The 20542-nt window shown below is 59.1% G+C and carries 31 protein-coding genes; 29 read left to right on the forward strand and 2 right to left on the reverse strand.

What is annotated here, in order from left to right; all coding sequences use genetic code 11:
- The 6 genes from VWY34_RS18105 to rplP form a co-directional block, all read left to right on the forward strand.
- Window positions 1–780: hypothetical protein (locus VWY34_RS18105; RefSeq protein WP_416544449.1), on the forward strand; the 780-nt coding region annotated here is incomplete at its 5' end.
- A gap of 246 nt (window positions 781–1026) precedes the next feature.
- Complete coding sequence (gene rplB / locus VWY34_RS18110; RefSeq protein WP_008561157.1) at window positions 1027–1869, forward strand: 50S ribosomal protein L2; 843 nt, start codon at window positions 1027–1029, stop codon at window positions 1867–1869.
- A gap of 3 nt (window positions 1870–1872) precedes the next feature.
- Window positions 1873–2151, forward strand: a complete 279-nt coding sequence (rpsS, locus tag VWY34_RS18115) for a 30S ribosomal protein S19 (protein WP_005980699.1) — start codon at window positions 1873–1875, stop codon at window positions 2149–2151.
- A gap of 3 nt (window positions 2152–2154) precedes the next feature.
- Window positions 2155–2535 carry a 50S ribosomal protein L22 gene (rplV, locus tag VWY34_RS18120; RefSeq protein ID WP_340546592.1) on the forward strand — a complete coding sequence of 127 codons (381 nt, stop codon included), beginning with the start codon at window positions 2155–2157 and terminating at the stop codon, window positions 2533–2535.
- Window positions 2535–3242 carry a 30S ribosomal protein S3 gene (gene rpsC / locus VWY34_RS18125; protein ID WP_024095828.1) on the forward strand — a complete coding sequence of 236 codons (708 nt, stop codon included), beginning with the start codon at window positions 2535–2537 and terminating at the stop codon, window positions 3240–3242. Before rplV ends, rpsC begins: the two co-directional genes overlap by 1 nt.
- Before the next feature lie 12 nt (window positions 3243–3254).
- A complete protein-coding gene (gene rplP / locus VWY34_RS18130; protein ID WP_008559969.1) occupies window positions 3255–3668 on the forward strand; it encodes a 50S ribosomal protein L16 in 414 nt (137 codons plus the stop codon).
- Between the two features lie 120 nt (window positions 3669–3788).
- Here the strand turns inward: rplP and VWY34_RS18135 are convergent, their stop codons facing one another.
- Window positions 3789–4256 (reverse strand): DM13 domain-containing protein, encoded by a 468-nt coding sequence (locus VWY34_RS18135; protein WP_416544448.1) that lies wholly within the window; start codon window positions 4254–4256, stop codon window positions 3789–3791.
- Window positions 4257–4380: 124 nt separating this feature from the next.
- Between VWY34_RS18135 and VWY34_RS18140 the strand changes: the two genes are divergently transcribed.
- The 13 genes from VWY34_RS18140 to rpmD all read left to right on the forward strand — a co-directional run bounded on the left by VWY34_RS18140 (window position 4381) and on the right by rpmD (window position 10437).
- Complete coding sequence (locus VWY34_RS18140; protein ID WP_416535606.1) at window positions 4381–5001, forward strand: TIGR02466 family protein; 621 nt, start codon at window positions 4381–4383, stop codon at window positions 4999–5001.
- 485 nt (window positions 5002–5486) lie between these two features.
- Window positions 5487–5852 carry a hypothetical protein gene (locus tag VWY34_RS18145; RefSeq protein WP_416544447.1) on the forward strand — a complete coding sequence of 122 codons (366 nt, stop codon included), beginning with the start codon at window positions 5487–5489 and terminating at the stop codon, window positions 5850–5852.
- Between the two features lie 216 nt (window positions 5853–6068).
- Window positions 6069–6269: a 50S ribosomal protein L29 gene (gene rpmC / locus VWY34_RS18150; protein WP_014876000.1), complete on the forward strand. Its 201-nt coding sequence runs from the start codon at window positions 6069–6071 to the stop codon at window positions 6267–6269.
- A gap of 12 nt (window positions 6270–6281) precedes the next feature.
- A complete protein-coding gene (gene rpsQ / locus VWY34_RS18155; protein ID WP_005621877.1) occupies window positions 6282–6512 on the forward strand; it encodes a 30S ribosomal protein S17 in 231 nt (76 codons plus the stop codon).
- Window positions 6513–6612: 100 nt separating this feature from the next.
- The gene (rplN, locus tag VWY34_RS18160) at window positions 6613–6981 is read left to right on the forward strand and encodes a 50S ribosomal protein L14 (RefSeq protein ID WP_005621870.1); all 369 of its coding nucleotides are present in this window, start codon (window positions 6613–6615) and stop codon (window positions 6979–6981) included.
- Between the two features lie 2 nt (window positions 6982–6983).
- Window positions 6984–7295: a 50S ribosomal protein L24 gene (gene rplX, locus VWY34_RS18165; protein ID WP_014875998.1), complete on the forward strand. Its 312-nt coding sequence runs from the start codon at window positions 6984–6986 to the stop codon at window positions 7293–7295.
- The gene (gene rplE / locus VWY34_RS18170; protein ID WP_340546596.1) at window positions 7288–7851 is read left to right on the forward strand and encodes a 50S ribosomal protein L5; all 564 of its coding nucleotides are present in this window, start codon (window positions 7288–7290) and stop codon (window positions 7849–7851) included. Before rplX ends, rplE begins: the two co-directional genes overlap by 8 nt.
- 18 nt (window positions 7852–7869) lie before the next feature.
- Entirely contained in the window at window positions 7870–8175 is a 306-nt protein-coding gene (rpsN, locus tag VWY34_RS18175) for a 30S ribosomal protein S14 (protein WP_008561382.1), read from the forward strand.
- Between the two features lie 13 nt (window positions 8176–8188).
- Window positions 8189–8581, forward strand: coding sequence for a 30S ribosomal protein S8 (gene rpsH / locus VWY34_RS18180; protein WP_014875996.1), 393 nt, complete (start codon window positions 8189–8191; stop codon window positions 8579–8581).
- A 12-nt stretch (window positions 8582–8593) separates the two neighbouring features.
- Window positions 8594–9127 carry a 50S ribosomal protein L6 gene (gene rplF / locus VWY34_RS18185; protein ID WP_340546597.1) on the forward strand — a complete coding sequence of 178 codons (534 nt, stop codon included), beginning with the start codon at window positions 8594–8596 and terminating at the stop codon, window positions 9125–9127.
- 11 nt (window positions 9128–9138) lie between these two features.
- Window positions 9139–9498 (forward strand): 50S ribosomal protein L18, encoded by a 360-nt coding sequence (gene rplR / locus VWY34_RS18190; RefSeq protein WP_340546598.1) that lies wholly within the window; start codon window positions 9139–9141, stop codon window positions 9496–9498.
- A 171-nt stretch (window positions 9499–9669) separates the two neighbouring features.
- Window positions 9670–10236, forward strand: a complete 567-nt coding sequence (rpsE, locus tag VWY34_RS18195; protein WP_340546599.1) for a 30S ribosomal protein S5 — start codon at window positions 9670–9672, stop codon at window positions 10234–10236.
- A gap of 12 nt (window positions 10237–10248) precedes the next feature.
- On the forward strand, window positions 10249–10437 hold the full coding sequence (gene rpmD, locus VWY34_RS18200; protein WP_008559881.1) for a 50S ribosomal protein L30: 189 nt from the start codon (window positions 10249–10251) through the stop codon (window positions 10435–10437).
- Window positions 10438–10644: 207 nt separating this feature from the next.
- On the opposite strand, the gene VWY34_RS18205 is transcribed toward rpmD, so the two are convergent.
- Window positions 10645–10863: a hypothetical protein gene (locus VWY34_RS18205; RefSeq protein ID WP_061049066.1), complete on the reverse strand. Its 219-nt coding sequence runs from the start codon at window positions 10861–10863 to the stop codon at window positions 10645–10647.
- Window positions 10864–11311: 448 nt separating this feature from the next.
- Between VWY34_RS18205 and VWY34_RS18210 the strand changes: the two genes are divergently transcribed.
- The 10 genes from VWY34_RS18210 to VWY34_RS18255 all read left to right on the forward strand — a co-directional run bounded on the left by VWY34_RS18210 (window position 11312) and on the right by VWY34_RS18255 (window position 20498).
- Complete coding sequence (locus VWY34_RS18210; protein WP_340546600.1) at window positions 11312–11527, forward strand: DUF1127 domain-containing protein; 216 nt, start codon at window positions 11312–11314, stop codon at window positions 11525–11527.
- 661 nt (window positions 11528–12188) lie between these two features.
- On the forward strand, window positions 12189–12659 hold the full coding sequence (gene rplO, locus VWY34_RS18215) for a 50S ribosomal protein L15 (RefSeq protein WP_260089702.1): 471 nt from the start codon (window positions 12189–12191) through the stop codon (window positions 12657–12659).
- Window positions 12660–12769: 110 nt separating this feature from the next.
- A complete protein-coding gene (gene secY, locus VWY34_RS18220) occupies window positions 12770–14134 on the forward strand; it encodes a preprotein translocase subunit SecY (RefSeq protein ID WP_340546601.1) in 1365 nt (454 codons plus the stop codon).
- Window positions 14131–14778 (forward strand): adenylate kinase, encoded by a 648-nt coding sequence (locus VWY34_RS18225; RefSeq protein ID WP_340546602.1) that lies wholly within the window; start codon window positions 14131–14133, stop codon window positions 14776–14778. Before secY ends, VWY34_RS18225 begins: the two co-directional genes overlap by 4 nt.
- Before the next feature lie 339 nt (window positions 14779–15117).
- Entirely contained in the window at window positions 15118–15486 is a 369-nt protein-coding gene (rpsM, locus tag VWY34_RS18230; RefSeq protein WP_340546603.1) for a 30S ribosomal protein S13, read from the forward strand.
- Between the two features lie 15 nt (window positions 15487–15501).
- Window positions 15502–15891 (forward strand): 30S ribosomal protein S11, encoded by a 390-nt coding sequence (gene rpsK, locus VWY34_RS18235; RefSeq protein ID WP_014875982.1) that lies wholly within the window; start codon window positions 15502–15504, stop codon window positions 15889–15891.
- A 117-nt stretch (window positions 15892–16008) separates the two neighbouring features.
- Window positions 16009–17025 carry a DNA-directed RNA polymerase subunit alpha gene (locus VWY34_RS18240; RefSeq protein ID WP_014875981.1) on the forward strand — a complete coding sequence of 339 codons (1017 nt, stop codon included), beginning with the start codon at window positions 16009–16011 and terminating at the stop codon, window positions 17023–17025.
- A gap of 133 nt (window positions 17026–17158) precedes the next feature.
- Window positions 17159–17581, forward strand: coding sequence for a 50S ribosomal protein L17 (gene rplQ / locus VWY34_RS18245; protein WP_340546604.1), 423 nt, complete (start codon window positions 17159–17161; stop codon window positions 17579–17581).
- A gap of 194 nt (window positions 17582–17775) precedes the next feature.
- Window positions 17776–19173 (forward strand): trypsin-like peptidase domain-containing protein, encoded by a 1398-nt coding sequence (locus VWY34_RS18250; protein WP_416535604.1) that lies wholly within the window; start codon window positions 17776–17778, stop codon window positions 19171–19173.
- Window positions 19174–19175: 2 nt separating this feature from the next.
- Window positions 19176–20498 carry a replication-associated recombination protein A gene (locus VWY34_RS18255; RefSeq protein WP_416544444.1) on the forward strand — a complete coding sequence of 441 codons (1323 nt, stop codon included), beginning with the start codon at window positions 19176–19178 and terminating at the stop codon, window positions 20496–20498.
- The last annotated feature ends 44 nt before the right edge of the window (window positions 20499–20542 follow it).

A 20542-nucleotide genomic window follows, 5' to 3' on the forward strand; every position in this document is an offset into this window, starting at 1 on the left:
TCTAACAGGTATGCTTTGATCGCAGAAGTATGTGCCGGGTATCACGAAGTGCTGAACGAAAATAGTGCTTCACCTGATTTTTCTGTTCCTCGTCGAACATCCAGCAAAGGCATCAAACAATACCAGCGCAAGATACGCGGAATGGGAGCAAGATCTAGCAAGCTTTTCGGTGCTGCGATTTCTTTGGAACTTCTGACGCCAATCTTAGCCGAAAGTTTCATCAACCTTTTAATTTTTGCTCTGCGTCGAGAGGAGCTGCGCCAGAATGTACGTCAGTACGAGACATTTGTTCGCCAGCCAATTGACACCAGAGTTTTCGATTTACACCTGAAGTGTGTGGGTTTTATCGGTGGCGTAGATGCTACGCGTAGCGAGTACGAAAACTTCAAGAAGGTAATGGATCGTAGAAATCTACGTGTTCACGGGAATGTAGATGTCTCGGTGGACGAGATTGAGGAAGTTTTCTTTGACGACTACATTCCGCTCTATAGGGAAGGCGGGGATCCAATCTTGACGTTCTTTGAGAACCAAGAAAAGGTCTTTGACATTGACGGTGTTCTTGAGAGGTACCATCACGCACATGAGTTCATGGCCTATGTTCGTAGTCTCGTTAAACCGAAATATATGGAAGGCCTCAACCTCATGATGGAGGACACTTCGTTTGGATTCGATGAAAGCCGCAAGATCATGGGACGCCTATTTCCGTCCCACGAAGCTACGATGGTAGTGCCAGTGCAATACGATGATGAACTGAAGGTGGATTGGGGTAAGTGGGATTGATTAGTTTACTCCCCCATTGCCACCCCTCCCATCCTCTGCTAAGCCGCACCAATCCTGACGACCCCGGATTCGCTCCGGGGTTATTACGTTTGTCAGGATGTTCGAACCTGGGGACCTTCGGGGCCCCAAAAATCTGGCCACCCTAGTAGGGCGTCTCATTGTGGGACAACCGGGCGGGGGGCTTACACATAGCGGGCCCAAAGACAAAAACCTAAGGGTCTGCACGCTAAACGGAAGACAGAAAGCATGGCACTCAAGTCGTATAAGCCGACGACGCCGGGCCAGCGTGGGCTGGTTCTGATCGACCGTTCGGAGCTTTGGAAAGGGCGTCCGGTCAAATCTCTCACTGAGGGTCTGACCAAATCGGGCGGCCGGAACAACACCGGACGGATCACTTCACGTCGTCGTGGCGGCGGCGCAAAGCGTCTCTACCGGATCGTTGACTTCAAACGGAACAAATTTGATGTCGCGGCAACCGTTGAACGGATCGAATATGACCCGAACCGGACCGCATTCATCGCGCTGATCAAATACGAAGACGGCGAGCAGGCCTATATCCTCGCTCCGCAGCGTCTGGCAGTTGGTGACAAGGTGATCGCATCCGCGAAGGCCGACATCAAGCCGGGCAACGCAATGCCGTTCTCGGGCATGCCGATCGGTACCATCGTTCACAACATCGAAATGAAGCCCGGCAAAGGCGGCCAGATCGCCCGTGCAGCCGGTACCTACGCTCAGTTCGTTGGTCGTGATGGTGGCTACGCTCAGATCCGCCTGTCCTCGGGCGAACTGCGCCTGGTTCGTCAGGAATGCATGGCCACCGTTGGTGCCGTCAGCAACCCCGACAACTCGAACCAGAACTTTGGTAAAGCCGGCCGTATGCGCCACAAGGGCAAGCGTCCTTCTGTGCGTGGTGTGGTTATGAACCCGATCGACCACCCGCACGGTGGTGGTGAAGGCCGTACCTCCGGTGGTCGTCACCCGGTGACACCCTGGGGTAAGCCGACCAAAGGCAAGCGTACCCGCAACAAAAACAAAGCGTCGCAAAAGCTTATCATCCGCTCGCGCCACGCCAAGAAGAAGGGACGTTAACATATGTCTCGCTCTGTATGGAAAGGCCCCTTTGTCGATGCTTACGTGCTGAAAAAAGCCGAAGCAGCGCGCGAGTCGGGCCGCAATGAAGTCATCAAGATCTGGTCGCGCCGCTCGACGATCCTGCCCCAGTTCGTGGGCCTGACGTTTGGCGTTTACAACGGTCAGAAGCACATCCCCGTCAACGTCTCGGAAGACATGATCGGTCAGAAGTTCGGTGAATATTCGCCGACACGGACCTACTACGGTCATGCTGCGGACAAAAAAGCGAAGCGGAAGTAAGTCATGGGCAAGGCAAAAAATCCCCGCCGCGTGGCAGACAACGAAGCAATGGCAAAACTGCGCATGCTCCGTACCTCCCCGCAGAAACTGAACCTCGTCGCCGCTATGATCCGTGGCAAGAAAGTTGAGAAGGCTCTGACCGACCTGACTTTCTCCAACAAGCGGGTCGCACAGGACGTGAAGAAATGCCTTCAGTCCGCCATCGCGAACGCCGAGAACAACCATAACCTGGACGTCGATGAACTGATCGTTGCCGAGGCTTATGTGGGTAAGAACCTGACCATGAAACGCGGCCGTCCTCGTGCCCGTGGCCGGTTTGGCAAAATCCTCAAGCCGTTTTCGGAGATCACCATCAAGGTGCGTCAAGTTGAGGAGCAAGCCTAATGGGACATAAAGTCAATCCGGTCGGCATGCGCCTTCAGGTCAACCGCACCTGGGACAGCCGTTGGTACGCCGACACCAAAGACTATGGTGATCTGCTGCTGGAAGACCTGCGCATCCGTGATTTCATCAAGGAAGAGTGCAAGCAAGCAGGCATCGCCCGCGTGATCATCGAACGCCCCCACAAGAAGTGCCGTGTGACCATTCACACCGCACGTCCGGGCGTGATCATCGGTAAAAAAGGTGCTGACATCGAAGTGCTGCGCAAGAAGCTCGCCTCGATGACAGACTCGGAACTGCACCTCAACATCGTTGAAGTCCGCAAGCCCGAGCTCGACGCACAGCTGGTTGGCGAGTCCATCGCTCAGCAGCTGGAACGTCGTGTGTCCTTCCGTCGCGCGATGAAGCGTGCCGTGCAGAACGCCATGCGTATGGGCGCCCTGGGTATCCGGGTGAACGTTGCAGGTCGTCTGGGTGGTGCTGAAATCGCACGGACCGAATGGTACCGTGAAGGTCGTGTGCCGCTGCACACGCTGCGCGCCGACATCGATTACGCTCACTCCGAAGCCATGACCCCTTACGGGATCATCGGGATCAAAGTCTGGATCTTCAAAGGCGAGATCATGGAACACGATCCTCAGGCGCGTGACCGTAAAGCACAGGAACTCCAGGACGGTCCGGCACCTCGCGGTGCAGGCGGTCGTCGCTAAGGAGGAGATGACATGCTTCAACCAAAGCGTACTAAATTCCGCAAAATGCACAAAGGCCGGATTTCCGGCGAAGCAAAAGGCGGTTCGGACCTGAACTTCGGCACCTATGGCCTGAAGGCAACCACTCCTGAGCGCGTAACCGCGCGTCAGATTGAGGCTGCCCGTCGTGCCATGACCCGCCACATGAAGCGTCAGGGTCGTGTCTGGATCCGCATCTTCCCGGATACCCCGGTTACCTCCAAGCCCGTCGAAGTTCGTATGGGTAAAGGTAAGGGCTCCGTGGATTACTGGGCTTGCAAAGTGAAGCCCGGTCGCGTGATGTTCGAGATCGACGGCGTCAATGACGACATCGCACGTGAGGCCCTGCGCCTGGCCGCGATGAAGCTGCCGGTCAAGACCCGCGTCGTGGTTCGCGAAGACTGGTAAGCGGCGGCGCTCTCGCGCATCCGATGAGAAAATAAAAAGCCCCCACCGAGCAATCGGTGGGGGTTTCCTTATGTGCCTTCGGCGCGGAATGATTTGTCCGCCCCGGCGGCGGCGGTCAGGCTAGCGATATTTTGCGGCGGTGATGAACTCACCGAAGGCCTCACACCAGATCACCACGGTGGTGTAATCCTCGATGTTGATCCCTTCGGGGATGGGCAGGATCAGCCCGTCGAACATCTTCACATCGCCAATCCGCGCCGACGCGGCCTTGATCGCCTCGAACCCGGCCTCATCCTCAACAAACTCTGGCGTCAGGTAGAGTTTGTAGTCCGGTCCCGGTGCCAGCTCGCCCATATGGGTGATCTGCTGCGGCGACAGGCTGATGCTGCCGGTGCCCCAATGCAGGAAATCGCTGCCGGCCAGATCGCGGCTGAAACTGCCGGTAAAGCGTGCTCCCTTGGCGCTTTCGCTCAGGGTTGCGGCATCCGGGCTTTGCGGCGCGGTCAGGATTGGCAACATATAGATACCCAAAGCAAATCCGAACGCCAGCGCGATCCCATGGCTCAGCAGTCTCAATATCCAGCGCATGTTCTGCTCCTCATCCTGGGTGAGGCCAGCTTATGGGCGGGCGCGGTGAAAAGGGAAGGGGGCAGACCTATCTTGTCCGGCAAAGCATCTCGTACTCACCCTGATGTTGCGCTAAAGGACAGATATGGCACAGATAGATTCCCTCTTTGTAACCCGTCTCTACCGCGCAGCCCTGTCCGAACACGGACCAAAGGTTGATGCCGGTGAACTTGAAAACTCCTGCTTCGTGATCGCTCAGGATGATGAAGCCGGTCAGGATTGGTGCGAGGAGAACGGCTATCCCGGCTATACCTCCTATGCCTCGCTGACCGATCTGCCGTGGCGCTTCCCGATTTTTGCCGATCTGGTGAAGTCGCTCGATCTTCATGTCGCGGCCTTTGCCAAGGATCTGGAGCTGGATCTGGACGGGCGTGCGTTGGTTCTGGAGGATCTCTGGATCAACATCCTGCCCGAGGGCGGCACCCACGCCAGTCACATCCACCCTCATTCGGTGATCTCCGGCACGACCTATGTGTCGATGCCCGAAGGCGCGAGCGCGCTGAAGCTGGAGGACCCGCGCCACGCCATGATGATGGCGCATCCCCCGCGCATGAAGGACTGCCGTCAGGAGCTGAAGACATTTGTCTACCAGTCGCCCGCCGTCGGGGATGTGCTGCTGTGGGAAAGCTTCATCCGCCACGAGGTGCCGATGAACATGGCCGAAGACGAGCGCGTTTCGGTGAGCTTTAACTACCGCTGGGAGTGAAACTTGGGTTGCGCTTGCAGCGCGTGCAACTATGCAGGGCACACAACCCAAGAGGATGACTGATTAAATGAAATCAATTCTAGTTCTTGCTTCTGTATCCTTAATGGCTCTGTCTGCGTGCGTTGATTCTGAGAAGGCAGCGATGCGACGTGCGTCTCTCATTGCGCAGGTTTTTCCTAACCCGGCTGATCGAACGGGCATCCATCTGGCTTTCCCTGTGGGCTCATCCTTGGAGATCATCTACTTCAAGAACGAAGTCAGCTCTAACGCTATTGATCGTCGTGTCGCGGGCTATTGCGAACGCATCGGTAAGCCCGTCTTAACCGTGTATAAGGCCCCGAAGGCGAGCGTCGCGACTTTGGCAAATGGAAAGCAGCGACCCGCGACGACAATCTGGTATGACTGTGACTAAACTGTGAGTTCCTTTTGCCCCACCCTCATTCCAGTTGGGGCTAAATTCAAATGACGAACGGTAAGTAAGCCAGATGTACGATCACGCGGCAATCGAGCTTCTTGCCCGTGAGCAAGTCGTTCACGCCACTCACGCCCGCATTGCGCTAACGCTGACTGAGGTGATCGTCGTTGTGCTCTGCGCGCCACTGGCTCTAGTGATCTGGCTGTTCATCCATCGTGCCTTTCGCTCGGTCACCTACATCATCACCACACAGCGCGTGCTGATTGTCGAAAAGCAAGGCATTGCCGATCAGATCCGCATTCAGGATATCCAGCGAGTTCGGGCGAGGCGGCACGCGATGGTGATTTCTGGAATGGGGAAACGCCTGTGGCTTGCGCGGCTCCAAAGCGGGTGGCAATTTGACACGATCTTAACGCGGGTTCGCGAGCTGCGCTAAGGGGCGCGACCGGGTGCCAAAGGGTGTCGCAAACTTCACCCTTGCCCCGACCGTCTACCTCCTGTAAGTGGACCCATCGCCTGACCCCTGTCCCGCGTGGATCTGGGGCTGGTGATTCTTTTTGCCGCGTCTTTCGGCGCGGTGTGACATAACCCACCAGGTTCAAAGGTGACCCATCTCGGGGCCTTCTGGTGCTTAGGACAAGGAACAAAGGCGATGAACGCCAATGATCTGCGCGAGAAAACCGTGGATGAACTCCGCGATACCCTCGCATCCCTGAAAAAAGAGAGCTTCAACCTGCGTTTTCAGCAGGCAACCGGTCAGCTGGAATCGACCGCAGGCATCAAGGCGGCCCGCCGCAATGCTGCACGCGTCAAAACCATCCTGAACGAAAAAGCTGCTGCTGCAGCTGAATAAGGAGCTTCTCGAATGCCCAAACGTATCCTGCAAGGCGTTGTGACCTCCGACGCTAACGCACAGACCGTCACCGTTTCCGTTGAGCGCCGCTTTACGCATCCGGTTCTGAAGAAAACCATCCGTAAGTCCAAGAAGTACCGGGCTCACGATGAAAAGAACGCTTTCAAGGTCGGCGATTCCGTACGCATCATCGAGTGCGCGCCGAAATCGAAAACGAAACGCTGGGAAGTTCTGGAAGCCTAAGAGTCTCATCTCGAGACTCCTGGCGACTAGACTTAACAGTTAGTCGAAACCCTGGGGGATTACGCCACGCATCGGCGCCCCAAAGGTCGGGAGAAACCACATGATCCAGATGCAAACAAACCTGGATGTTGCTGACAACTCCGGCGCTCGCCGAGTTCAGTGCATCAAGGTTCTGGGTGGTTCCAAGCGTAAGTACGCATCCGTTGGCGACATCATTGTCGTCTCGGTCAAGGAAGCCATCCCGCGCGGCCGCGTGAAAAAAGGGGACGTCCGCAAGGCCGTCGTCGTACGCACCGCCAAAGAGGTCCGTCGTGAAGACGGTACCGCAATCCGTTTTGACCGCAATGCAGCTGTCATCCTGAACAACAACAACGAGCCCGTAGGTACCCGTATCTTTGGCCCGGTTGTTCGTGAGCTGCGCGCGAAAAACTTCATGAAGATCATCTCGCTCGCTCCGGAGGTGCTGTAATCATGGCTGCGAAACTCCGCAAAGGCGACAAGGTCGTCGTGCTGGCCGGCAAGGACAAGGGCAAAGAAGGCACCATCGCCTCCGTTGACCCCAAAGCCGGCAAAGCCATCGTTGACGGTGTGAACATGGCAATCCGCCACACACGTCAGACCCAGTCTGACCAGGGTGGCCGTCTGCCCAAGGCACTGCCCATCCAGCTGTCGAACCTGGCCCTGCTGGACGCAAACGGCAAAGCAACCCGCGTTGGCTTCCGTATGGAAGGTGACAAGAAAGTGCGCTTCGCCAAAACCACGGGGGACGTGATTGATGCTTGATAACGCAACCTATACCCCGCGTCTGAAAGCTCTCTACAAGGAAACCATCCGTGGCGCCCTGAAAGAAGAGTTCGGCTACAAGAACGACATGATGATCCCCAAGCTGGACAAAATCGTTCTGAACATCGGCTGCGGCCGTGCTGCCGTTAAAGACAGCAAGAAAGCCAAGTCTGCTCAGGCTGATCTGACCGCAATCGCGGGCCAGAAGGCACTGACCACAGTGGCAAAGAACTCCATCGCCGGCTTCCGCGTTCGCGAAGGCATGCCGATGGGCGCAAAGGTGACTCTGCGCGGCGACCGGATGTACGAATTCCTCGACCGTCTGACCACCATCGCGATGCCCCGTATCCGCGACTTCCGCGGCGTGTCGGGCACGTCTTTTGACGGCCGTGGCAACTATGCCATGGGTCTGAAAGAGCACATGGTCTTCCCCGAGATCGACTTCGACAAGATCGACGAAGCTTGGGGTATGGACATCGTGATTGCCACCACCGCGAATACCGACGCGGAAGCAAAGGCGCTGTTGAAAGCTTTCAACATGCCCTTCAATAGCTAAGCGCGGGAAGGAAGAGACATGGCTAAGAAAAGCATGATCGAACGCGAGAAGAAGCGCGAACGCCTGGTGGCAAAATACGCCGCAAAGCGTGCCGAGCTGAAAGAAATCGCAAACGACGAATCTCGCCCGATGGAAGAGCGCTTCAAGGCGCGCCTCGACCTGGCGAAACTGCCGCGTAACTCGTCGGCAACCCGTCTGCACAACCGCTGCCAGCTGACCGGCCGTCCTCACGCTTACTACCGTAAGCTGAAGATCAGCCGTATCGCACTGCGGGAACTGGGCTCGAATGGCCAGATCCCCGGCATGGTGAAATCGAGCTGGTAAGGGAGAGACTGATATGAACGATCCTATCGGCGATATGCTCACCCGTATCCGTAACTCGCAAATGCGCGGCAAATCCACTGTCATGACACCGGCTTCCAAGCTGCGTGCATGGGTTCTGGATGTGCTGAAGCAAGAGGGTTACATCCGCGGTTATGAGTCTGCGACTGATGCAAAGGGCCACCCGGCTCTGGAAATCAGCCTGAAATACTTCGATGGCGAACCTGTCATTCGTGAACTGAAGCGGGTCTCCAAACCCGGTCGTCGCGTTTACATGGGCGTCAATGACATTCCGTCGGTCCGTCAGGGCCTGGGTGTGTCGATTGTCTCCACCCCCAAGGGTGTGATGTCGGACGCAAGCGCACGCGCAGCCAACGTTGGCGGCGAAGTGCTCTGCACCGTCTTCTAAGGAGGCCCCACGATGTCCCGTATTGGTAAAAAACCGGTCGAACTTCCCAGCGGCGTAACTGCTTCTGTGTCCGGCCAGACCATCGAAGTCAAAGGCCCGAAAGGCGCCCGCAGCTTCACCGCGACCGACGACGTCACCCTGACTGTTGATGACAATGTCATCAAAGTGGATCCCCGCGGCAAATCCAAGCGCGCGCGCCAGCAGTGGGGCATGTCCCGCACCATGGTCGCGAACCTGGTTGCAGGCGTGACCACCGGCTTCAAAAAAGAGCTGGAGATCCAGGGTGTGGGTTACCGGGCTCAGATGCAGGGCAACACCCTGAAGCTGAACCTGGGCTACAGCCACGACGTTGATTTCACTGCCCCGGAAGGTGTCACCATCACCGCACCGAAGCAGACCGAAATCGTTGTCGAAGGTAATGATCAACAACTCGTTGGCGAAGTTGCGGCCAAAATCCGCGACTGGCGTCGTCCCGAGCCCTACAAGGGCAAAGGCATTCGCTACAAAGGCGAGTTTATCTTCCGCAAGGAAGGCAAGAAGAAGTAAGGACCAGCAAAATGGCAAACAGCAAACGTACCCTGTTTCTGAAGCGCCGGCTGCGCGTCCGGAACAAGCTTCGCAAGGTCAACGCAGGCCGTCCGCGCCTGTCCGTACACCGTTCGAACAAGAACATCTCTGTTCAGCTGATCGACGACGTACGCGGTGTGACCCTCGCTTCGGCATCGACCCTGGAAAAAGACCTGGGTCACGTTGGCAAGAACAACGTCGAAGCAGCTACCAAAGTGGGTTCGGTTATCGCCGAGCGCGCCAAGGCGGCTGGCGTCACCGAGGCCTATTTCGATCGTGGCGGCTTCCTGTTTCACGGCAAGGTGAAGGCTCTGGCCGACGCTGCGCGTGAAGGCGGCCTGAAGATCTAAAGATCTGTGCGCCTCGGTTCCGGCAGTCGTCGGGTCCGGGGCACACACCCAAAGTCAAAGTGGGTGGCGTTCGCGCCATCCCGATGATCCGGGGGCGGGCCGATCCGGTCCTAACCCACCTGGATTGAGTTCAAGTCAGGCGCTTGTCGTCAGAATGAAAAGGATTGCCTCATGGCAGAACGTGAAAATCGCCGTGGCCGTGGCCGCCGCGAAGAAGAAACCCCGGAATTCGCCGACCGTCTGGTCGCGATCAACCGGGTGTCGAAAACCGTAAAAGGTGGTAAGCGCTTCGGCTTCGCCGCTCTGGTGGTTGTTGGCGATCAGAAAGGCCGCGTCGGCTTTGGTAAAGGTAAAGCGAAAGAGGTCCCCGAGGCCATTCGTAAAGCCACCGAGCAGGCCAAGCGTCAGATGATCCGCGTGCAGCTGAAAGAAGGCCGCACCCTGCATCACGACATGCACGGCCGTCACGGCGCAGGCAAAGTTGTCATGCGCACCGCACCGGAAGGTACCGGTATCATCGCAGGTGGTCCGATGCGTGCCGTCTTCGAAATGCTCGGCGTCAAAGACGTTGTTTCGAAGTCGATCGGTTCGCAGAACCCCTACAACATGATCCGCGCCACCATCGACGGTCTGAAAAAAGAGCAGTCGCCCCGTTCGGTTGCTCAGCGTCGTGGCAAAAAAGTCGCCGACATCCTGCCCAAGCGGGATGAAGCCCCTGCTGCTGAAGCAGAAGCGTAAGGAGACGGACACATGGCAAAAACCATCGTCGTTAAGCAGATCGGTTCCCCGATCCGCCGCCCCGCAGACCAGCGCGCAACCCTCGTTGGCCTGGGCCTGAACAAGATGCACAAGACCCGCGAACTGGAAGATACCCCTTCCGTACGTGGTATGGTCAACAAGATCCCGCATCTGGTTGAGATCATCGAAGAGCGCGACTAAGCGCTCTCTCGTATGAGCCAAACAAAAGAAAGCGCCCCGATTTCGGGGCGCTTTTTTGTTGCAGAGATCAATTTGGGAGGAGGGGGTTTCTATCTGATCCGCCGGGAGAGAGGCCCCCGGCCATCTGGATTGTCGGTTTTCAACATCAGCGATGATCACCGGATCCGCGATGGCACAGACTAGGGGCGGCCAGCGGTGGTCGGTTGATCAGCCGAAGTAGGTGCGGGCGTCGTAGTAGGGCAGATCAGGGGCGGTTTCAGCCGCGTCCCGGCGGTCGATGATGGCCTGCAGCAGGCGGGTCGCCAGCTCGGCAGTCAGAGGGTAGAGAACCAGCAGCGCCACCACGGTGGTGGAGAGGCCGATAAAGCCGGTTGCGATTGCGGTGACGGTTGCGCTTGCGCCGATGAGAGTGCTGAAGAGTGCCATGATCGTGTTCCTTGATGCTGATGATTTCCTTGTCCTCAATGTGCCATTTGCCTCAAATTGCATCAATCACACGAAAGGATAGTTCGCGGCTCCGGAGGCTAGCCCAGGCATCCCTAGGGTGACGGAAAACGCCGTTGGAGCGCGGAAATACCGGTATCTGCGGTGGTGGGGCGCAATCGCGCCAGCATCCGGCCTGCCGCGCCCCCTCCAGATCAGCCTTGCGCCGAACCTCCACGATTCCCACGGCCGCAACGGCTGCGCGCCATCCGGCCCAGACCGGACGCCGGAGATTAATATCTCAGTCATCTCCTATGCTTGGCGTGCATAGCGGGCAGTCCGACCTGTCAGTTGTTTGCGCAAACATTTCCACCTATCTCTCGGGTGTCACTGAAACAGACATAACTGAGACCACCCGGAAATTCGTCCGGTCAGATAAAGGACCAACATTATGGCACATGTCATCAACACCACCGACACCGGCTTTAACCTCGCAGCGCGCCTGCGTGGCTTCGCAGAAGAGGTCAAGGACAGCTGGGCCCGTCGCGCCGAGTACAAACGCACCTTCGCCGAGCTGGACGGCCTGTCCAACCGCGACCTGGCGGACATCGGCGTGCGCCGCTGCGACATTCCGCAAATCGCCCACGCGCAGGCCTACGGCCAGTAAGGCGAGAGCCGCAACAGATTGTCATCCGGCGGGGACCGCAACGACGGCCCCCCTCGGATCGACCCAAGCTCCAGACCGTCTCTTTCTCCTCCCTCAGGGGTCGGACTGGACACGCCTCCGCGCTGCGGGGGCGTTTTTGGTTTCTGGCGCGACGATGCCGATGGCCGGCCCGTTGCCAGCCAGTCGCTTGCCGTTGCCACCCCGGCGCGCGCCCGCTCCATCATCCGTTTACGCGCCCGTGGCATTCTGCACAGGATCGCGATCCCCGCCGGGCCTGACACCCCCGGCACCCATGACCAGGGCCCCGGTGTGGCAACCGGGGAGCTTGATAATATTATTTCGCACGGGAGAGATCCCGTCCCACATCCCCCGGCGGCGCCGCCACCCTTTATCGGTCGGCCACAGACGCAACGGACACCGCAACAGACCTGCAATAGCAGCCACCGACAGGGCCGACGCCCTGGCGGGCCTTGGTGCTTGGCGGCTGTCCTGATCCGCTTTGGAACCCGGTGTCCGCCGCATATGGACTGAACCCTTGATCCGGCGCGGTATCGGGTCTATACGCCCCCGGTGGTCCTCTGGACGACAGAATCAGAAAACCAAGAAACGCCGTGTTTGCCCTAATCCGCTTCGGGGGCAGTTCCGGCAAAGGAGAAGCGATATGAAACTCAATGAACTGCGCGACAATCCAGGCGCCGCCAAGAAACGCACCCGCGTTGCACGTGGTCCGGGTTCCGGCAAAGGTAAAATGGGTGGCCGTGGTATCAAAGGTCAGAAATCCCGTTCGGGTGTTTCGATCAATGGCTACGAAGGCGGCCAGATGCCCCTCTACCAGCGTCTGCCCAAGCGCGGCTTCAACAAGCCGAACCGCAAGTCCTACGCTGTTGTGAACCTGGGCCTGATCCAGAAATTCATCGACGAAGGCAAGCTGGAAGCCGGTTCCATCACCGAAGACACCCTGATCTCGTCGGGTCTGGTACGTCGTAAGCTGGACGGTATCCGCGTTCTGGCAAAGGGTGACTTCACCGCCAAGGCAACCATCGCTGTGACCGGCGCCTCCAAGGCCGCCGTAGACGCAGTCGCAAAGGCTGGTGGCGCCCTGACCGTGGCAAACACTGCCGCAGCTGAGTAACAGCTTGTGAGCGGCGCCGATGCCGCTTACATAGTCTTCAGTTTTCCATTAACGCCGCCCGAGCCGGAAAACGGCCCTGGGCGGCGTTTTCGCAAGAAGAGACCTTTTTTATGGTATCAGCAGCAGAACAAATGGCGGCGAACACCAGCTGGGCCGCTCTTGGCAAAGCCACGGATCTGCGCAACCGTATCCTGTTTACGCTCGGGCTTTTGATTGTCTATCGCCTGGGCACCTATATTCCCGTTCCGGGGATTGATGCGGATGCACTGCGCCAGTTCATGACCTCGGCAGGGCAGGGCATCGGGGGCATGGTGTCCATGTTCACCGGCGGCGCGCTTGGCCGTATGGGCATCTTTGCACTTGGCATCATGCCCTATATTTCGGCGTCGATCATTGTGCAGCTGCTGACCTCGATGGTCCCGGCGCTCGAACAGCTCAAGAAAGAGGGCGAGCAGGGCCGCAAGAAGATCAACCAATACACCCGCTACGGCACCGTGCTTCTGGCGACAGCGCAGGCCTATGGTCTGGCGGTCTCGCTCGAATCGGGGGATCTGGCGACCGATCCGGGGCTCTATTTCCGCCTCGCCTGCATGATCACCCTGGTGGGTGGCACCATGTTCCTGATGTGGCTGGGCGAGCAGATCACCCAGCGCGGCATCGGCAATGGTATCTCCCTGATCATCTTCGTTGGCATCATCGCCGAAGTACCCGCCGCGATTGCCCAGTTCCTGGCCTCCGGCCGCTCCGGTGCGATCAGCCCGGCGGTGATCATCGCGGTGATCGTGATGATGATCGCCATCATCATGTTCGTGGTGTTCATGGAGCGCGCCCTGCGCAAGATCCATATCCAGTACCCGCGCCGTCAGGTCGGCATGAAGGTCTATGACGGTGGCTCCAGCCACCTGCCGGTCAAGGTGAACCCCGCAGGCGTGATCCCGGCGATCTTTGCGTCCTCGCTGCTGCTGCTGCCGGTGACCATCTCGACCTTCTCCGCAGGCAGCACCTCCGGCCCGATCATGTCCTGGCTGCTGGCCAACTTCGGCCCCGGTCAGCCGCTCTACCTGCTGTTCTTTGTCGGTATGATCGTGTTCTTCGCCTATTTCTACACCTTCAACGTGTCCTTCAAACCCGATGAGGTCGCGACCAACCTGAAGAATCAGAACGGCTTTGTTCCCGGTATCCGTCCCGGCAAGAAAACCGCCGAATACCTCGAATATGTGGTCAATCGCGTGCTGGTTCTGGGTTCGGCCTATCTCGCGGCTGTCTGTCTGCTGCCGGAAATCCTGCGTGGTCAGCTTGCAATCCCGGTTTACTTTGGCGGCACCTCCGTGTTGATTGTGGTTTCTGTTGTGATGGACACCATTCAACAGGCACAAAGCCACCTGCTTGCGCACCAATACGAAGGTCTCATTGAAAAGAGCCAGCTGCGCGGCCGCAATAAGAAACGGACACGACGGGGACCTGCACGCCGATGAGCAATATTATCCTTCTGGGCCCGCCCGGCGCGGGCAAGGGAACACAAGCACGCTACCTGGTTGAATCGCGCAATATGGTTCAGCTCAGCACCGGCGACATGCTGCGCGATGCGCAGGCGTCGGGCAGCGAAATGGGCAAGCGGGTTGCCGCTGTGATTGCCCGCGGCGAGCTGGTGACCGACCGTATCGTGATTGGGCTCATTCGCGAAAAGATCGAAGAAGGAGCCGAGGGCGGCTTTATCTTCGACGGTTTCCCGCGCACGCTGGCGCAGGCGGATGCGCTGGCCGAACTGCTGAGCGAAACCGGCCAGAAGCTGGACGCGGTGATCGAGATGCAGGTGGATGACGCCGCGCTGGTTGCCCGCATCACCGGTCGTTCGACCTGTGGCGATTGCGGTGAAGTCTATCACGACGAGACCAAGCCCTGGCCTGCCGATGGCAAATGCGCCAACTGCGGCGGTACCTCGCAGAAACGTCGCCCCGACGACAACGAGGAAAGCCTGCGCACCCGGCTGATGGAATACTACAAGAAGACCTCGCCGCTGATCGGCTACTACTACGCCAAGGGCAACCTTCAGCGTCTCGACGGTCTGGCCTCCATCGAAGAGGTTCGCAAGAATCTCGGCTGGATCATGGGCGACTGAGCCGCAGCCTCTCCAGCACTGATAGATCATCGCCCCGCGCCATTCTGGCCGGGGCGTTTTTGTTGCGGGGGAGGGCAATATGCAGATAAAACGTCACAAATGCTGCCGTTGACGGTTGACCTTGCGGGAAACTTCGGTCCCAGTCTTGCCGATGGGTTGACCATAGCACGATTTCCACATACGGAAGCCCATCCCTTCTGGGAATCATCACAGGTGCGCGCAATTTTTGCCTGCCCTGACCACCTCGAAATGCTGGACCCACGGGCGACACTGCCAAGGTCAAGCGTTGTGAAAAAAGGTTCCGGCGCTACGGAACCGCAACGAAAAGGAAAGTGACACGTGGCACGTATTGCCGGCGTAAACATCCCGACTGCAAAGCGGGTACCTATCGCCCTTACCTATATCACCGGCATTGGCACGACCTCTGCTCAAGCCATCTGCGAAGCCGTAGGCATCGACGCAACCCGTCGTGTGAACGAGCTGTCCGACGCTGAAGTTCTGGCCGTGCGTGAGCACATCGACGCCAACTACACCGTCGAAGGCGACCTGCGCCGTGAAGTTCAGATGAACATCAAGCGTCTGATGGACCTGGGCTGCTACCGCGGTCTGCGCCATCGTCGTAACCTGCCCGTTCGCGGTCAGCGTACCCACACCAACGCTCGTACTCGCAAAGGCCCCGCAAAGGCCATTGCTGGTAAGAAGAAATAAGGGAGGGTTTGATCAATGGCACGCGATAAGACTCGTACCAAGCGCAAAGAGCGCAAGAACATCGCCTCCGGCGTTGCACATGTGAACTCCTCGTTCAACAACACCAAGATCCTGATCTCGGATGTGCAAGGCAATGCGATTTCCTGGTCCTCCGCAGGCACCATGGGCTTCAAAGGGTCGCGTAAATCGACTCCTTATGCCGCTCAGATGGCTGCTGAAGATGCAGGCAAAAAAGCGCAGGAACACGGCGTTAAAACTCTGGAAGTCGAAGTTCAGGGCCCCGGTTCGGGCCGTGAATCCGCGCTGCGCGCCCTGGCCGCAGTGGGCTTCAACATCACCTCGATCCGTGATGTGACCCCGATCGCGCACAACGGCTGCCGCCCGCCGAAGCGCCGCCGCGTCTAAGCGACACTGATTTTTTGCTGGGGCTTTGCGATTTCTGCAAGGCCCCAGTACGCCATTTGAAACCTCGGGCGTCTGTACCTTTCGGACATGAGGTACGGACAGGAATGGAGGGACCGCATGATCCACAAGAATTGGGCTGAACTGATCAAGCCGACTCAGCTTGACGTGAAGCCGGGCAATGATCCCGCACGCCAGGCCACCGTTGTGGCTGAACCGCTGGAACGCGGCTTTGGCCTGACACTGGGCAACGCGCTGCGCCGCGTTCTGATGAGCTCGCTGCAAGGCGCCGCCATCACCTCCGTGCAGATCGACAATGTTCTGCATGAATTCTCCAGCGTCGCCGGCGTTCGCGAAGATGTCACCGACATCATCCTGAACCTCAAAGGCGTGTCGCTGCGCATGGAAGTCGAAGGCCCCAAGCGCCTGTCGATCAATGCCAAAGGCCCCGCAGTTGTCACGGCCGGTGACATCTCCGAATCCGCTGGCATCGAAGTGCTGAACCGTGAGCACGTGATCTGCCACCTTGACGATGGTGCCGATCTGTTCATGGAACTGACCGTCAACACCGGCAAGGGCTATGTCTCTGCTGACAAGAACAAGCCTGAAGATGCGCCCATCGGTCTGATCCCGATCGACGCCATCTACTCGCCGGTCAAGAAGGTCTCCTATGACGTTCAGCCGACCCGTGAAGGTCAGGTTCTGGACTATGACAAGCTGACCATGAAGATCGAAACCGATGGCTCCATCACGCCCGACGACGCGGTCGCCTATGCGGCCCGTATCGTGCAGGATCAGCTGTCGATCTTCGTCAACTTCGACGAGCCGGAATCGGCAAACCGTCAGGACGACGACGACGGTCTCGAGTTCAACCCGCTTCTGCTGAAGAAAGTGGACGAACTGGAACTGTCTGTCCGGTCTGCAAACTGCCTGAAGAACGACAACATCGTCTACATCGGCGATCTCATCCAGAAGACCGAAGCAGAAATGCTGCGCACGCCGAACTTCGGCCGCAAGTCGCTGAACGAGATCAAAGAAGTGCTGTCGGGCATGGGTCTGCACCTTGGCATGGATGTCGAGGACTGGCCGCCGGACAACATCGAAGATCTGGCCAAGAAGTTCGAAGACAGCTTCTAAGAGATTGGGCGGCCTCTAGGGCCGCCCGAAATGCCCCGGTTGCGGGGGAAGACCCGGGCATCTGCCCCAAGGTGAGCGGCTGACACGCATCAGCCGCCTGACAAAGCAAAACGCGAAGTAAAGGATTGAAAAAATGCGTCACGCACGTGGTTACCGCCGCCTGAACCGTACTCATGAGCACCGTAAGGCCCTGTTCTCCAACATGGCCGGCTCGCTGATCGAGCACGAACAGATCAAGACAACCCTTCCCAAAGCAAAAGAACTGCGCCCGATCATCGAAAAGATGATCACCCTGGCAAAGCGTGGCGACCTGCACGCCCGCCGTCAGGCCGCGTCCAAGCTGAAGGAAGACAAGGACGTTGCAAAACTGTTCGACGTTCTGGGCCCGCGCTACAAAGACCGTCAGGGCGGCTATGTCCGTATCCTGAAAGCCGGTTTCCGCTATGGCGACATGGCACCGATGGCGATCATCGAATTCGTTGATCGTGATCGCGATGCCAAAGGCGCCGCCGACAAGGCACGCCTGGCCGAAGCAGAAGCTGCTGCTGACGAATAAGAACTCCCGGTTTCGACCGGACCTGACCCCCGCTCTGGCAACAGGGCGGGGGTTTTTCGTTCTGCGCCCCCGTTTCGCGGGAGGCCCCCGGTTGGGGATAGGGGCCAAAGTCGCGGATTTTCCCCGGTGAATCCTACCTTGTAAAAGACGGCAGCGGTCCGCATATCCTGTTCACAAGAACAATCGGAGTCGTCATGTTTCGTGCCATCCTGACCGCAGCGGGCCTGTTTCTGGCCACTCAGATCCCCTCCACACAGGCCTTTGCCGAAACCCGCGTGCCCCAGTCGCAGGCAGAAATCTCGCTTGGTTTTGCGCCTCTGGTGAAACAGGCGGCGCCTGCGGTGGTGAACATCTATGCCAAGATCGTGCAGGAACAGCGCCGCACGCCTTTTATGAACGATCCCTTCTTCGACGATTTCTTTCGCGGCCTGTCAAAGCCGCAGCCACGGGTGCAGAACTCGCTTGGCTCCGGGGTGATCCTGTCGGCTGATGGCATCGTGGTGTCGAACTACCATGTGGTTGGCATGGCGACGGATATCCGGGTGGTGACCACCGACCGGCGCGAATATGCCGCTCAGGTGGTGCTGGCGGATGAGGCCAGCGATCTGGCCATTCTCCAGCTACAGGACGCCAAGGACCTCCCCTTTCTGGAGCTGCGTGACAGTGACCGGGTAGAGGTGGGCGAACTGGCACTGGCGATCGGCAACCCCTTTGGGGTGGGCCAGACCGTCAGCAGCGGCATCGTCTCCGGGCTGGCGCGCTCCGGCGCGGCGACGGGCGAGGGGATCGGCTATTTCATTCAGACCGACGCGCCGATTAACCCCGGTAACTCTGGCGGGGCGCTGATTGATGTGAATGGCAATCTGATTGGCATCAACACCCGCATCGTCACCCGCTCCGGCGGCTCCAACGGGATCGGTTTTGCGATCCCGGCCAATCTGGTACGGGCCTTCATGCGGCAGGCCCATGATGGTGCCGAGGAATTCCAGCGCCCCTGGGCAGGCATGATGGGCCAGCCGGTCGATGCCGATCTGGCGGCGTCGCTTGGGATGGAGCTGCCAGAAGGCATGGTGATCTCGGAACTGCATCCCGCCAGCCCCTTTGCCAAGGCCGGGTTCGAGGTGGGGGATGTGGTGCTCGACGTGGCGGGGGAGGCGGTGAATTCGCCCTCCGAAATGGTCTTCCGCATGTCGGTGGCCGGTCTGGGCGACAGCGCCGAGGTGACCCGGCTGCGCGGCACCGAGCGCAGCACGGTGATGGTCGAGATGATGCTGGCCCCCGATGATCCGCCCGCCGATCCGCTTACCCTGCCCGAAGGGACGCCGCTGCCGGGGCTGACCCTTGCGCGGATCAACCCGCAGTCGATTGTTCGTTTGCAGCTGCCGATGACCGCCACAGGTGTGGTGATCACCGATCCCGGCGCCTATGGCGGCCGTGTCGGTCTGCGTGCCGGTGACATTATCCTTGGCATCAACAATGAGGCCATCGAGACCCCCTCCGATGTCTCTGCTGTGCTGGCGGCGATTGGCCGCTGGATGAAGATTGATCTGAACCGTCAGGGCCAGCGCGTGTCGCTGCGTTACCGGCTCTGATCATGGCTGATCTCTTTGACAGCGGTGATGCCGCGCCCCGGCCAGATCCGACCGCCGAGCTGAACCGCCCGCTGGCGGATCGGCTGCGGCCGAAGACGCTGACAGAGGTGATCGGCCAGACGCAGGTTCTGGGCGAGGACGCCCCGCTGGGGGTGATGCTGGCATCGGGCTCGCTGTCATCGCTGATCTTCTGGGGACCACCGGGCGTGGGCAAGACCACCATCGCCCGGCTGCTGGCCCGTGAAACCGATCTCCATTTCGTGCAGATCTCGGCCATTTTCACCGGCGTGCCGGATCTGAAAAAGGTGTTCGAAGCCGCAAGGATCCGCCGTCAGAACGGGCAGGGGACATTGCTGTTCGTGGATGAGATCCACCGGTTCAACAAGGCGCAGCAGGACGGCTTCCTGCCGCATATGGAGGATGGCACCATCCTGCTGGTGGGGGCGACCACTGAAAACCCGTCGTTTGAACTGAACGCCGCTGTGCTGAGCCGGGCGCAGGTGCTGGTGCTGGAACGCCTGTCTCTGGTCGATCTGGAGCGGCTGACCCAACGCGCCGAGCAGGAGCTGGGCCGCGCCCTGCCGCTGACGCCCGATGCCCGCGACGCGCTTCAGGGGATGGCCGATGGCGACGGGCGGGCGCTGCTGAACCTCATCGAACAGATCGCCGCGTGGACCGTGGACAGCCCGCTGGGCCGCGAGGCGCTGGCCACCCGGCTGATGCGGCGGGCGGCGAAATACGACAAATCCGGCGATGAGCATTACAACCTGATTTCTGCCCTGCATAAATCCGTGCGCGGCTCCGACCCGGATGCAGCCCTCTACTGGTTTGCCCGGATGCTGGAGGGTGGCGAGGATCCGCGCTATCTGGCGCGTCGGCTCACCCGCATGGCGGTGGAGGATATCGCGCTGGCCGATCCGCAGGCGCAGGGCATCTGCATCGAGGCCTGGGAGACCTATGAGCGCCTTGGCAGCCCCGAGGGCGAGCTGGCGCTGGCCCAGGCGGTGATCTACCTGGCCCTCGCCCCCAAGACCAACGCGGGCTACATGGCCTATAAGGCGGCGCGACGGCTCGCGAAACAGACCGGCAGCGCGCCGCCGCCCAAACATATCCTGAACGCGCCGACCAAGCTGATGAAATCGCAAGGCTACGGTGAGGGCTATGATTACGATCACAACGCCGCCGACGGGTTTTCAGGGCAGAACTATTTTCCCGACGACGTGCCGCGCCCGGTGCTTTATCAGCCGGTCGAGCGGGGCTTTGAGCGCGAGTTGAAGCGCCGGACCGAGTATTTTGCCAATCTGCGCGCCAAGCGGAACAGCTGATCCGGCTTTGCCGGGCAAAGCCGGGCCTGCGGCGCGAGTATTTC

The organism is Phaeobacter sp. JH20_02 (assembly GCF_048056915.1).
GTDB lineage: Bacteria > Pseudomonadota > Alphaproteobacteria > Rhodobacterales > Rhodobacteraceae > Phaeobacter > Phaeobacter bryozoorum.